The organism is Streptomyces sp. NPDC090798, assembly GCF_044768965.1.
Lineage (GTDB): Bacteria > Actinomycetota > Actinomycetes > Streptomycetales > Streptomycetaceae > Streptomyces.
Window position 1 is genome coordinate 254,100 of the sequence record NZ_JBIVXA010000003.1, and the last position, 12,946, is coordinate 267,045.

Sequence of the window (12,946 nt, forward strand, 5' to 3'; positions counted from 1 at the left end):
AGGCTCGGGCGGGGGAGGGGTTCAGACGTACGAGGCCGGGACCGCCGCAGGAGCCTCGGCCACCGGTGTCCGCGCGCGGTACGCCCGGTAGCCGGCGCCCGCGACCAGGGTCAGGCCCAGGAACAGCACCGTGAACCACTGGAAGTACCAGTGCCCGCCGGCCGGGTCGTACACCGCCGCGCGCGGCCAGGCGAGGTTGACGGTCATGAAGAGGCCGTAGACGAGGGCGACCGCGTTGACGGGGACGCCCCAGCGGCCCAGCGAGAAGAGCGGGGCGCCCCTCTCGTCGGTGCCGTCGGCGGTGAACTCCCCGCGCAGCCGGCGGACCAGCAGCGGACCGGTCACCATCGCGTACGCCAGGTACAGCATCACGATGCAGGTGGTGCCGATCGCCAGGAAGGCGTCCGGGGACGCGAAGTTGAGCAGCAGCAGGGCGGCGGCGAGGACGCCGACGACCAGGGCGGGGGCGCTCGGCATGCCGGTGCGCGGGTTGACCTTGGAGAGGCGGCCGGAGAAGGGGAGCTGGTGGTCGCGGGCCATCGAGAAGAGCATGCGGCAGGCGGCGGTCTGGATCGCCAGGGTCGCCACCGCGATGGCGACCACGACGTCGGCGAGCAGCGCGCGGCCGACCCCGTCGCCGAGGCTGCTGGTCAGGACGTAGCTCAGACCGTCGACGCCGAGACGGCCGTCGGTGAGGCTGGGCGCGGCGAGCAGTCCGCCGAGCACGATGAGACCGCCGAGCAGACCCGCCGCGCCGAGCGCGGTGAGGATCGTGCGGGGCGCGGTGCGGCGCGGGTTGTGGGTCTCCTCGCTCATCTCACCGGCGCTGTCGAAGCCGATCATGACGTACGCGGCCATGAAGGAACCCACCATCAGCGCCCCGAACAGGCCGGTGCTGCCCTGGCCGGTGTGGAAGGTGATGCCGGGGGAGCGCTCGGAGTGGGTGAGCAGGAGCACGATGATCAGGACAGCGCCGATGATCTCGGCGGTGACACCGATTCGGTTGATCATCGACATCACACGGTTGTCGATGACGTTCACCAGTGTGGTCAGTACGAGCAGGAGCACGCCGAGGACCGCCGCGTTGGCCGCGCCGTCGGGGCTGGTGGGGGCCGGATCGCTGCCGACCAGCTGGAAGCCGGACCAGATCGCGGGCAGCACCATCTGTAGCGCGAGCGCCGCCGCCGCGACCACCACGATCTGCCCGATCACCATGATCCAGCCGGCGAACCAGCCGAAGGAGAGGTTCGACAGGCGCGAGGACCACTGGTAGATCGCGCCCGAGATCGGATAGCGCGCGGCCAGTTCCGCGAAGCAGGCGGCGACCGCCAACTGGCCCACCAGCACGGCCGGCCAGGTCCAGAAGAAGACGGGGCCCCCGAACGCGTACCCGAAGGCGAAGAACTGGAAGACGGTCGTCAGGACGGAGATGAAGGAGAAGCCGGCGGCGAACGAGGCGTACCGGCCGAGGCTGCGGTGCAGCTCCTGGCGGTAGCCGAACTCGGCCAGGGAGCGGTCGCCGGAGGACTCCGGAGGGTCGGGGCGTACGTCGGAGGGGGCGGTGGTGGTCACGGCGGCACCTGCCTTCGGCGCGGAAGGGTGGGCGGGGTGGGTGTGCTGGACGGCGTGAGCCGGATTCCTGTCGGGTGACAGAAATTAGGGAGTGCCTGTTTCGCTCGCGTGACACGGCCGTGTCGGGGTCGGGCCTAAGTCCTCACGTCCTTGCGGGCAGTGGAGAATCGCGATACATCGTGTGTATTGACGCCCGCCCCGCACACGCGATATGTTCGGCTACGGATATTCGGAGACGAGGTGAGGTCATCATGGCGACGAAACGCCGGAAGCTGAACAATCCGCTGGCGCTCGCGGTCATGGTGCTGCTCACCGAGAAGCCGATGCATCCGTACGAGATCGCCCAGACCCTGCGCCGACGGGGCAAGGACACCAGCCTGAAGATCAACTACGGCTCGCTCTACACCGTCGTCCAGAACCTGGAGAAGCATGGCTTCGTCGAGGTCGCGGAGGTGCAGCGACAGGGCAACCGCCCCGAGCGCACGCTGTACGGCATCACGGACGCCGGACGTGCGGAGGCCACGGAGTGGCTGTCGGACCTGCTCGCCGTTCCGGCGCAGGAGTATCCGACCTTCGAGGCCGCGCTCTCCCTGATGGGTGTGCTCCATCCCGACGAGGTGGCACGTCTGTTGGGGGAGCGGCTCAGCACGCTGGAGGTGCGGGCCGCGAGTCTGCGCGGCGGCCTGGAGAAGCTCTACGAGACGCTGCCCCGGCTCTTCCTGATCGAGTCCGAGTTCAAGCTGCGCATGATCGAGGCGGAGGCGGAATGGGTCCGCGGCTTCCTGGCCGAGGTCACGGCGGGCACGTTTCCGGGCGTCAAGGAGTGGCGGTCCTTCAGCGAGACGGGGGAGGTCCCCGAGGAGTACCTGAAGCTGGAAGCCGGTGAGGTCGAAAGACCGTAGCCGAAACAGAGAAAAGACCCCGGCGGAGCTGTTGCAGCGGCCCCGCCAGGGTCTCGAACCCCGAACCGAACCCGCCGTGAGGCAGTTCCGGGCGATCGAGGTGCGGCACACCCAGGATAGCCCGGCGCTCTTCACGCGGATCGGCTCGGCCCTGCCCGAGATCACCGCTCACACAGGAGAGCAGTCGTCATGAGTAGTACCCGTGCGCCCGCGGTCGAGGCGCGTCAGCTGATCAAGACCTACACGGGTGACGTCACCGCGCTCAGCGGCATGGACGTCACCGTCGAGACCGGCACCGTCTTCGGCCTGCTCGGCCCGAACGGCGCCGGCAAGTCCACCACCGTCAAGATCCTCACCACCCTGGCCCGCCCCGACTCGGGCACCGCCACCGTGGCCGGGCACGACGTGCTGCGCCATCCGGACCGGGTGCGCCGCGCGATCGGCGTGGTCGCCCAGAACTCCGGCGCCGACCCGGTGGCGACCGGCCGGGAGAACCTCCAACTCCAGGGCAGGCTCTACGGCTTGAAGGGTGCGGGCCTGAACCGCCGGGTGGACGAGCTGCTCGACCGCTTCAAGCTCGCCGACGCGGCGCGGCGCCCGGTCAAGGGCTACTCGGGCGGTATGCGGCGCCGGCTCGACGTGGCGCTCGGTCTCGTCCACCGTCCCGAGGTGCTCTTCCTCGACGAGCCCACCACCGGACTGGACCCCGAGGCGCGCACCGCGATGTGGGACGAGATCGCCCGCCTCGCGGGAGACGAGGGGCTGACCATCCTGCTCACCACGCACTACCTGGAGGAGGCCGACCGGCTCGCCGAGCGCATCGCGATCGTCGACCGCGGGCGTGTCGTGGTCGAGGGCACCCCGGACGCCCTGAAGGGTGAACTCCGCGGTGACGCCGTCCACGTGGAACTGCGCGAGAACCTGGGAGACGCCGGTCGTACGCTGCTGAACGGCGCCCTGACCGGGCTGCCGGGCGTGCGCGAGGCGCTGTTCGACGGCCGCCGTGTCAGTGTCCGCGCCGATGACGGGGCCGCCGCGATGCCCGCCCTGCTCGGGGTGCTGGAGCGGGCCGGGGTCGGGGTCGCCGCCGCGACCGTCGCCCGCCCCTCGCTCGACGACGTCTACCTCCGCTACGCGGGCCGCCGTTACGCGGAGGCGGAAGCGGAAGGCGCCGAGAACCTCGTCCTCGCCGGAGGTGCCCGATGAGTACCGCCGTCTCCCAGACCTGGTACATGACCCAGCGTCAGCTGATGGTGTTCGCACGTCAGCCCGCCTACGCGATCATCACCCTGATCCAGCCGGTGATCTGGCTGTTCCTGTTCGGCAACCTCTTCAAGAAGGTCGTCGAACTCGGCGGCTTCGGCACCACCTCGTATCTGGACTATCTCGTCCCGGGCGTGGTCGTGATGAGCGCGCTCAGCTCCAACATGTGGGCGGGCATGGGCACGCTCGACGAGATCCAGCGCGGCACGCTCAACCGCTTCCTGACCACGCCCGTCAGCCGGGCCGCCTTGATGAACGGAAACGTCGTCAACAACGGCCTGATCACCGCCCTGCAGTCGGTCATCATCGTGCTGCTCGGCCTGCTGGGCGGCGCGGACTACCCGGGCGGCATCGGCGGTATCGCGATCCTGATCGTCGCCTCGGTCCTGCTCGGCACGGTCTTCGGGGCGCTGTCGAACGCGCTGGGCATGCTGGTCCAGGAGCGGGAGTCGATCATCGGCATCAACACGTTCCTGCTGCTGCCGCTGACCTTCCTCTCCTCGGCCTTCATGGCCCCGTCCCAGATGCCCGGCTGGATGCGGCACATCGCCGACTTCAATCCGCTCAACTGGGCGATGGTGGCGGGGCGTTCGGCGATGTCCGAGCATCCCGACTGGGGTGTCGTGCTCGGCCGCTCGGGCGCGCTGCTCGTGCTGGCCGTGGCGGCGGTGTGGCTGTCGATCCGTACGTTCAGGTCGTACCAGCGTTCCGTGTGACCCCGAGGGGCCGGGGCCGGCGTCCTGAGTGACGCGAGGGGGCGGGAGTCAGGAGGCGGCCGACGCGGTCGCCTCCTGCTCCGCCTCCACCTGCGCGTTCCAGTCCCGCTTGGACGCCTGCCAGCCGTCCTCGTTGTGCCCAAGGCGCCAGTAGCCGGAGATCGACAGGTCCTCGCGCGGGATCTCGCGCTCGACCCGCAGCAGCCGGCGCAGCTCCTTCACGAAGCCCGCCTCGCCGTGCACGAACGCGTGCACCCGGCCCGCCGGGAAGTCGAGGGCGCGGACGGCCTCCACCAGGGCCTCGCCGAGCGGCCGGTCACCGCGGTGCAGCCAGACGACCTCCACGTCGGAGTCGATCTTCTGCTCCTCCTCGCGCCCGGAGATCTCCACGAAGGCGCGGGCCACGGAGCCTTCCGGCAGCGCCTCCAGGGCGGCGCTGATCGCGGGCAGCGCGCTCTCGTCACCGGCGAGCAGATGCCAGTCGGCGCTCGCGTCGGGCGCGTAGGCGCCACCCGGACCCATGAACCGTACGACCTCGCCCGGCTGGACGTGCGCCGCCCACGGCCCGGCCAGGCCCTCGTCGCCGTGCACCACGAAGTCGAGCGTCAGCTCGCGCAGTTGGGGGTCCCAGGCACGCACGGTGTACGTCCGGGTCACCGGCCACTGCTCGCGCGGGAGTTCCTCGCGGATCCGCTCCATGTCGAAGGGTTCGGGGTAGGTGACACCCTCCGGGGCGAACAGCAACTTCACGTAGTGGTCGGTGCTGGTGCCCGCGGTGAACTCGGCGAGGCCCTCGCCGCCCAGCACGACACGCTGCATGTGGGGGGTCAACCGCTCAGTCCGCACGACATGCGCGGAGTGGGGCTTCCTGGACCTGCGTGCCGGACGCTCTGCCATGACGGCCTCCTCGTTCACTCGCTTAGGCTTACCTAAGTTAGCACCTCTCTCCTAGTTAACACCCCCCGTGTGAGAAGCCCATGAGCCCCCCATGCCAGGGCTTGAGTCGCGCGTTAGCCGGGGTTGAGCCCTGCGCTGCGAGTAAGGCTACCCTAAATCGAGAATGCCACTCTTTCGAGTGAGAACGACACTCTCGCTCGCTCCCGTTCACCAGCTCCCGTTCACCCGTTCCCGTTCACTCGCCGAGCGTGGTGAGCAACCGTTGCAGCGACCCGCCCAGACCCCAGCGCGCGGCCAGTGCCTCCAGCGCGGCCGGGTCGCGCGGCGCGTGCGGCAACGCCGTGTCGACGTCCGGCAGGGGGACGTCACCGGCGACCCGTACGACCTTGGGCGCGACCGCGACATACGGCCGCGACTCGTCGAGCCGCTTGCGCTGAGAAGGCGTCAGCTTCGCCTTCGGATCGTCGACCGCCGCCATGATTGCGGCCAGGTCGCCGAACTGGTCGAGCAGCTTGGCCGCCGTCTTCTCGCCGATCCCCGGCACCCCCGGCAGACCGTCGCTCGGGTCGCCGCGCAGCAGCGCCAGATCCGCGTATCCGGAAGCGCCTACCCCGTACTTCTCGCGCAGCCAGGCCTCGTCGGTGAGCTGGAGCGTGCCCACACCCTTGAGGGGATACAGGACGCGCACCCCCCGCTTGTCGTCGACGAGTTGGTAGAGGTCCCGGTCGCCGGTGACGATGTCGACCGGGCCGTCGGCGCGCCCCGTGAAGGTGCCGATCACGTCGTCCGCCTCGTACCCCTCGACCCCCACGCGCGCGATGCCCAGCGCGTCGAGGACCTCCTCGATGACCGGTACCTGCGGGGAGAGCGTGTCCGGCACCTCCTCCTCGTCAGGACGGCCGGCCTCGGTCTCCACGGCGACGCGATGCGCCTTGTACGAGGGGATCAGGTCGACCCGCCACTGCGGGCGCCAGTCCGCGTCCATGCAGGCCACCAGATCGTCGGGGCGGTGGTCCTTGACCAGCCGGTCGATGAAGTCGAGCAGCCCGCGCACGGCGTTCACGGGCGTGCCGTCGGGGGCCTTCACCGAGTCGGGGACCCCGAAGTAGGCCCGGAAGTACAGGGAAGCGGTGTCGAGCAGCATCAGGCGTCTGGTCACGCCTCGCATCATGCCGTACGCCACTGACAGTGACCTGGACCACTCCTGTGTTTGCTCCGTGTAAGTGAGGGCAGGCGCGGCACCGGGAAAACCCCGGTTTGCTTTTTCCACTGTCCGATCGAGAGGCACACGTGTCATCCAGGCTTGAGGCCGAGCATTTGTACAAGGTGTTCGGGAGACGACCCGACGCCGCGGTGGAGCGGCTCCGTCAGGGAGCCGACCGCGAGGAGCTGCGCGCCGACGGCACCACGGCCGCCGTGATCGACGCCTCCTTCACGGTGGAACCCGGCCAGATCTTCGTCGTCATGGGCCTGTCCGGATCCGGCAAGTCCACCCTCCTGCGCATGCTCAACGGACTCCTGGAGCCCACCGCGGGCCAGGTGCGTTTCGACGGTCAGGACCTGACCGCGCTCAGCGCCCGCGCGCTGCGCGAGGTCCGCTCGAAGAAGATCAGCATGGTCTTCCAGCACTTCGCGCTCTTCCCGCACCGCAGCGTCCTGGAGAACGCGGCCTACGGCCTGGAGGTCCAGGGCGTGCCGAGCGCCGAGCGCAAGGAACGCGCCACCAGGGCCCTGGAACTGGCCGGGCTCGCCGGCTGGGAGAAGTCGTGGCCCGACGAGCTGTCCGGCGGTATGCAGCAGCGCGTCGGCCTGGCCCGCGCGCTCGCCACCGACGCCGATCTGCTGCTGATGGACGAGTCGTTCAGCGCGCTGGACCCGTTGATCCGCCGTGACATGCAGGACCAGCTGATCGAGCTCCAGAAGAAGCTCAAGAAGACCATCGTCTTCATCACCCACGACCTCAACGAGGCCATGCGCCTCGGCGACCGGATCGCCGTCATGCGCGACGGCCGCATCGTCCAGACCGGCACCGCCGAGGACATCCTCGTCCGTCCCGCGAACGACTACGTCGCCTCCTTCACTCAGGACGTCGACCGCTCCCGGGTCCTGACCGCCGGGGCCGTCATGGACACCGACGTACGCGGCGACGAGGCGGACTGCGACTGCGAGACCGCCACGCGCGACACCCCCTTCGTGGACCTCTGCGCGATCAGCGCCCGCCTCACGCACCCGGTGGCGGTGCTCGACGAGCGACGCGAACTCGTCGGCGTCGTGCCCTCGCAGCGCCTCGTCGCCTTCCTCGGCGACGAGCAGGGGACCCCCGCCCGTTGTGCCAGCCCTCGGGACGAGGCGGTGACGGCCGGTGCCTAGGATTCCCTTCGGTGACTGGGTCAACAGCGCCGTCGACTGGCTGCTGAACCACATGGCGTGGCTCTTCGACTTCTTCAAGACCGTCTTCCAGGGCACCTACGACGGTATCGACGCCGTCCTCCAGGCCCCCGAACCGCTCCTCCTCGCGGGCATCTTCGCGGTGATCGCGTTCTGGCTGCGGGGCACCTCCGCCGGTGTCCTCACCTTCGTGGGATTCGCGTTCATCGACTCCCTCGAACTGTGGGAGGACGCGATGGTGACCCTCTCGCTGGTCCTCGTCGCGACGCTCATCGCACTCGTCGTGTCGGTACCCGTGGGCATCTGGGCGGCGCGCTCCGACCGGGTCAGCGGCATCGTCCGCCCGGTGCTGGACTTCATGCAGACGCTGCCCGCGATGATCTACCTCATCCCGGCGATCCTGTTCTTCGGCACCGGCGCCCCGGCCGGCATCGTGGCCACCCTGATCTTCGCGCTGGCGCCCGGCGTCCGCATGACCGAGCTGGGCATCCGCCAGGTCGACAAGGAACTCGTCGAGGCCGCCGACGCGTTCGGCACCACGCCCCGCGACACCCTGCTGCGCATCCAGCTGCCGCTCGCGCTGCCCACGGTGATGGCGGGCGTCAACCAGGTCATCATGCTCGGCCTGTCCATGGCCGCCATCGCGGGCATGGTCGGCACCGGCGGCCTCGGCGGCGACGTCAACGAGGCCATCGGGCAGCTGAACGTCGGCCTCGGCTCCGAGGCGGGCGTCGCCATCGTCATCCTGGCGATCTACCTGGACCGCATGACCAGCGCCCTGGGCACCCAGGTCTCCCCGCTCGGCCGCCGCGCCGCCGCCAAACTGCGCGCCGCGCAGGGCCTGAAGATCTGGTCCTACCGCCCGCGCGCGGCCGTCGCCGTCATCGGTGTCGTCGTCCTCGCGCTGGTCGCGGGCGGCATGGGCATGTTCGGCGGGACCAACTCGACGTCCACCGCGGCCGACGGCCGGAACGTCGGCCAGGGCAAGAAGATCACCATCGGCTACATCCCGTGGGACGAGGGCGTCGCCTCCACCTTCCTGTGGAAGGAGATCCTCGAGGAACGCGGCTTCCAGGTCGACACCAAGCAGTTCGACGCGGGCCCGCTGTACACCTCCCTCTCCGAGGGCGACATCGACTTCGAGACGGACTCCTGGCTGCCGACCACCCACGAGCAGTACTGGACGAAGTACGGCAGCAAGCTCGACGACCTTGGCTCCTGGTACGGCCCCACCTCGCTGGAGCTGAGCGTCCCCTCGTACATGAAGGGCATCGACTCCCTGGCGGACCTCAAGGGCAAGGCCGGCACCTTCGGTGGCAAGATCACCGGCATCGAGTCCAGCGCCGGAATGATGAGCCTGCTCAAGAGCAAGGTTCTCAAGGCGTACGGCCTCGACAAGGAGTACAAGGTCGTCGACAGCTCCACGCCCGCGATGCTGGCCGAGCTGAAGCGCGCGTACGCCAAGAAGCAGCCGGTCGTCGTCACCCTCTGGTCGCCGCACTGGGCCTACAGCGACTACGACTTGAAGAAGCTCAAGGACCCGAAGGGCGCCTGGGGCAAGGGCGACGGCGTGCACACGCTCTCCCGCAAGGGCTTCGCGCAGGACAACCCGGTCGTCGGGAAGTGGCTGAAGAACTTCAGGATGACGGAGAAGCAGCTCACCGGTCTCGAGGCGGAGATCAACAAGGTGGGCAAGGGCAAGCAGCAGGACGCCGTGCGCGCCTGGCTGAAGCGGAACCCCGGAGTCGTCGACAAGCTGGCCCCGGTCAAGAACTCCGCGGCCGCCGCCGAGACGAAGCGCCCGCTGGACGTGGCCTGGTTCCCCTGGGACGAGGACGTCGCCGTCACCTACCTCTGGAAGAACGTCCTGGCGCGGCGCGGCTACACGCTGAACCTCAAGCAGATGGACGTCGGCCCCGTCTACACCGGCCTCGCCTCCGGCGACCTGGACCTCAACTTCGACGCCTGGCTGCCGTACGCCCAGTCGAACTACTGGGACCAGCACAAGAACGACCTGAGAGACCTGGGCACCTGGTACCGGCCGACCTCGCTGGAGATCGCCGTGCCCTCGTACGTGAAGGACGTCAAGTCCCTCGCGGACCTCAAGGGCAAGGCGGGCACCTTCGGCGGCCGGATCATCGGTATCGAGCCGGGCACCGGCGAGATGAACCTCCTGAAGACGAAGGTCCTTCCGGGCTACGGCCTGGACAAGGAGTACAAGGTCGTCGACGGCTCCACGCCCGCGATGCTGGCCGAGCTGAAGCGCGCGTACGCCAAGAAGCAGCCGGTCGCCGTCGTCCTGTGGTCCCCGCACTGGGCGTACAGCGAGTACAAGCTCACCAAGCTCGCCGACGACAAGAAGCTCTTCGGCGAGGGGAACACGATCCGGACCATCTCCAGCAAGAAGTTCCCCGAGCGGTACCCGCAGCTCACCAAGTGGATCAAGAACTTCAGGATGAGCGAGTCCGAGCTCGGCACCCTGGAGAGCGAGGTCAAGCAGCGCGGCCAGGGCCATGAGGAGGCGGCAGTCGCCGCATGGCTGAAGGAGCACCCGGACGTGGTGGAGCGGATGACGCCGCAGTAGCCGCAAGGGCGTTCGGCGAGGGGTGGCTGTCGGTCGTACGGGTTCCGTGACCCGTGCGACCGACAGCCACCCCTTTCGGCGTTTCCGGAGCCCGGTCTCGTCCGTACGCCCGGCGCTCCCGGTCCGCTCGTTCCTGTGAGATCTTCGTGCGCCCCCTGTTCCGGCCCGCACTCGCGACCGACGACACCAGTGGCTACGTACTGGCGTACGAGAAGGATCCGGACAACCACATCGCCGTACGCGGCTTCGCCGATCTGGACGCCCTGCTGTCCGGGAACGCGCCCACGCGTTTGACGCGTCGCGCACCCTCACGCGTCGCGCCGAGGGCCATGCGGACATCACCTCCGTGCCCGGCGGCACGGCCGAGCTCACCGGTCACCACCGGGCACGCCGCGGCACCGACCGTGAACTCCGCGCCCGTGTCAAGGACTTCACGACCTGGCAGGCAACCCCCGACCGGCGGCCGTTCCGCGCCCTGGGGTCCTGGGGTGCGCGCGGCGACATCGGAGACCGTGTGCTTCTCCAACTCGGCTCCATCAGACTAATTTTGACGGAAAGTCAGCAATGACGGCCAGGCCTCGGGAGGTGACGGACGTACGCCTATGATCCGACGACCGGGCGGGCTGATCGGCTGACCATCCGCACCCACGACGGCAGTCGCGCCTTCGCCGATCCCTCCGTGAACCCGCTCACCGATCCAAAGGGGCATCCGGCCCCGCTGGTCAGCCCTTTCGTTCCGTGGGAGGGTGCTGCGCCGGGGGAGTCGGGGCAACTCGTCTATTGGCGCGAATTGTGGCCCTCACCCTCCTCCGATGTGTCAGCGATGTGACGGGTGCATGAAACGGTTTGCCGAACATGCGTAGGGTGCAAACAACTCATCAGAAGTTGCACGCCGAAGCAGCAGCCTGAGCGGCAGCCGAAGCAGCAGACCGAAGCACTGGACCGACGACGCGTGGGAGGGAGCCGGAGCGATGGGCGACCACAAAGAACAGCCCCTTCGGGTGGGTGCGGCCGTCCGGCGGCGGCGCCGGGCACTGGAGCTCACGCTCGCCGTCGTGGCCGAGCGCAGTGGCCTGTCGGTGCCCTTCCTCAGCCAGGTCGAGAACGAACGGGCCCGGCCCAGCCGTAGCTCCCTGGAGAGAGTCGCCGACGCACTGGGCACCACCGCCGTCGAGCTGCTCGCGGCGGCCGACCCGGCGTGCAGTGTCGATGTCGTGCGCGCCGACTTGGGCGCCGAGTTCACTCCCGAAGCCCATATGCGCCCCCTGGTGCGCGGTCACCACCAGTTGCACGCCACGGAGTTCACCGGCGACCACGAGGAGGGCCGCGAACTCCAGCACCGCAACGACAAGTTGATGTACGTCGCCGACGGCGCCGTCGAGGTCGAGGCGGAGGGCCGCGCCCACCGCCTGGGGCGCGGCGACACGCTCTACCTCACCGGCGGGGTGCGCCACCGGTGGCGGGCGACCGTGCCGGACACCCGGGTGGTCGTGGTCGAGGTCGCCGACCACATCGAGGCGGTGGAGGACCGCCAGACCTTCGGCAAGCGCTGAGCCGTTCCCGCGTGGGCCGCCACGATCGCGAGCCGCTGGGATACTGGGTGACATGTCGCCCGAGACAAGACCTCCCGCCCTGCCCGGCGGGCCCGCCGGAGTGCGTGTCGTCTCCCTCGTGCCCTCGCTCACCGAGGCCGTGGCCGTCACCGTCCCCGGGGCCCTGGTCGGCGCGACCGACTGGTGCAGCCGTCCGCCGGACCTCGACGTCGTGCGCGTCGGCGGCACCAAGAACCCCGCGGTGGACCGGATCGTACGACTCGCTCCGGACCTGGTGATCGCCAACGAGGAGGAGAACCGCGAGCCCGACCTGACGGCCTTGCGGGAGGCGGGGATCGAGGTGCTGGTCACGGAGGTCCGCGAGGTGCAGGGGGCCTTCCGCGAGCTGGCGCGGGTGCTGGGCGCGTGCGGCGCGCAAAGCCGCCCCCGCTGGCTGGACGAGGCGGAGGCCGCATGGGCGCGGGTACCCGCTCCCGACCGCCGTAGGACCGCGATCGTGCCGATCTGGCGGCGCCCCTGGATGGTCCTCGGCCGGGACACCTTCGCCGGGGACGTCCTGGCCCGCCTGGGCGTCGACAACGCGTACGCCCACCACGCCGACCGCTACCCCCGTGTCCCGCTCCCCGAACTCCGGGCGGCGGCCCCCGATCTCGTGGTCCTGCCCGACGAGCCGTACCGCTTCACCGCCGACGACGGACCCGAGGCGTTCGAGGGCGTGCCCTGCGCGCTCGTCGACGGCCGCCTGCTGACCTGGTACGGCCCGTCGCTGGCGCAAGCGCCGAGCCTGCTCAGCGCGGCGCTGCGAGCGGGGCCTGCGCAAGCTCCGAGTCGACCATGAGTGGAGGCTGCCAGATGCCAGAACCTCAGCCTGGGAAGCTCAGGTGATGCACCACGGGGCCCCCGCTGACCTGTGAGGTTGGCGCGTGGCGCATGCGGCTCCAGCTGAGTTCTGAGCCGCTTCAACTCGCCCTGAACGGCGTGGATCCGGGGGACCTCGACACGTTTCAGTGTGTGCATGCCCCAGACGGAGGGCCCCGGCTCACGCGAGCCGGGACCGCTGCGCGCGGGCGT

10 protein-coding genes are annotated in these 12,946 nt (G+C 69.6%); 7 read left to right on the top strand and 3 right to left on the bottom strand.

Annotated elements, in window-relative coordinates; translation table 11 throughout:
* Window positions 1-21: 21 nt before the first annotated feature.
* Window positions 22-1,572 (bottom strand): amino acid permease, encoded by a 1,551-nt coding sequence (locus ACIQTP_RS08660; RefSeq protein ID WP_403397659.1) that lies wholly within the window; start codon window positions 1,570-1,572, stop codon window positions 22-24.
* A gap of 251 nt (window positions 1,573-1,823) precedes the next feature.
* On the opposite strand from ACIQTP_RS08660, the gene ACIQTP_RS08665 reads away from it, so the two are divergent.
* The 3 genes from ACIQTP_RS08665 (at window position 1,824) to ACIQTP_RS08675 (ending at window position 4,453) form a co-directional block, all read left to right on the top strand.
* On the top strand, window positions 1,824-2,474 hold the full coding sequence (locus ACIQTP_RS08665; RefSeq protein WP_403397661.1) for a PadR family transcriptional regulator: 651 nt from the start codon (window positions 1,824-1,826) through the stop codon (window positions 2,472-2,474).
* A 189-nt stretch (window positions 2,475-2,663) separates the two neighbouring features.
* Window positions 2,664-3,680: an ATP-binding cassette domain-containing protein gene (locus ACIQTP_RS08670; RefSeq protein ID WP_402043705.1), complete on the top strand. Its 1,017-nt coding sequence runs from the start codon at window positions 2,664-2,666 to the stop codon at window positions 3,678-3,680.
* Window positions 3,677-4,453, top strand: coding sequence for an ABC transporter permease (locus tag ACIQTP_RS08675; RefSeq protein ID WP_403397663.1), 777 nt, complete (start codon window positions 3,677-3,679; stop codon window positions 4,451-4,453). The genes ACIQTP_RS08670 and ACIQTP_RS08675 overlap by 4 nt, the downstream gene beginning before the upstream one ends.
* Before the next feature lie 48 nt (window positions 4,454-4,501).
* Here the strand turns inward: ACIQTP_RS08675 and ACIQTP_RS08680 are convergent, their stop codons facing one another.
* Window positions 4,502-5,350, bottom strand: a complete 849-nt coding sequence (locus ACIQTP_RS08680; protein ID WP_403397665.1) for a siderophore-interacting protein — start codon at window positions 5,348-5,350, stop codon at window positions 4,502-4,504.
* A 235-nt stretch (window positions 5,351-5,585) separates the two neighbouring features.
* Window positions 5,586-6,518, bottom strand: coding sequence for a 5'-3' exonuclease H3TH domain-containing protein (locus tag ACIQTP_RS08685; protein ID WP_403398136.1), 933 nt, complete (start codon window positions 6,516-6,518; stop codon window positions 5,586-5,588).
* Window positions 6,519-6,640: 122 nt separating this feature from the next.
* Here ACIQTP_RS08685 and ACIQTP_RS08690 point away from each other — a divergent pair, with 122 nt between their 5' ends.
* From ACIQTP_RS08690 to ACIQTP_RS08705, 4 genes are all read left to right on the top strand, one after another.
* On the top strand, window positions 6,641-7,720 hold the full coding sequence (locus ACIQTP_RS08690) for a glycine betaine/L-proline ABC transporter ATP-binding protein (protein ID WP_403397667.1): 1,080 nt from the start codon (window positions 6,641-6,643) through the stop codon (window positions 7,718-7,720).
* Window positions 7,713-10,322 (top strand): ABC transporter permease/substrate binding protein, encoded by a 2,610-nt coding sequence (locus ACIQTP_RS08695; protein WP_403397669.1) that lies wholly within the window; start codon window positions 7,713-7,715, stop codon window positions 10,320-10,322. The genes ACIQTP_RS08690 and ACIQTP_RS08695 overlap by 8 nt, the downstream gene beginning before the upstream one ends.
* 971 nt (window positions 10,323-11,293) lie before the next feature.
* Window positions 11,294-11,875, top strand: a complete 582-nt coding sequence (locus tag ACIQTP_RS08700; RefSeq protein WP_403397672.1) for a helix-turn-helix domain-containing protein — start codon at window positions 11,294-11,296, stop codon at window positions 11,873-11,875.
* Between the two features lie 52 nt (window positions 11,876-11,927).
* Window positions 11,928-12,713: a helical backbone metal receptor gene (locus ACIQTP_RS08705; protein WP_403397674.1), complete on the top strand. Its 786-nt coding sequence runs from the start codon at window positions 11,928-11,930 to the stop codon at window positions 12,711-12,713.
* The last annotated feature ends 233 nt before the right edge of the window (window positions 12,714-12,946 follow it).

Excerpts from the sequence above, each read along its gene's own strand:
- ACIQTP_RS08665 (WP_403397661.1), top strand. The coding sequence starts at position 1,824 with ATGGCGACGAAACGCCGGAAGCTGAACAATCCGCTGGCGCTCGCGGTC.
- ACIQTP_RS08670 (WP_402043705.1), top strand. The coding sequence starts at position 2,664 with ATGAGTAGTACCCGTGCGCCCGCGGTCGAGGCGCGTCAGCTGATCAAG.
- ACIQTP_RS08675 (WP_403397663.1), top strand. The coding sequence starts at position 3,677 with ATGAGTACCGCCGTCTCCCAGACCTGGTACATGACCCAGCGTCAGCTG.
- ACIQTP_RS08680 (WP_403397665.1), bottom strand. The coding sequence starts at position 5,350 with ATGGCAGAGCGTCCGGCACGCAGGTCCAGGAAGCCCCACTCCGCGCAT.
- ACIQTP_RS08685 (WP_403398136.1), bottom strand. The coding sequence starts at position 6,518 with ATGCGAGGCGTGACCAGACGCCTGATGCTGCTCGACACCGCTTCCCTG.
- ACIQTP_RS08700 (WP_403397672.1), top strand. The coding sequence starts at position 11,294 with ATGGGCGACCACAAAGAACAGCCCCTTCGGGTGGGTGCGGCCGTCCGG.
- ACIQTP_RS08705 (WP_403397674.1), top strand. The coding sequence starts at position 11,928 with ATGTCGCCCGAGACAAGACCTCCCGCCCTGCCCGGCGGGCCCGCCGGA.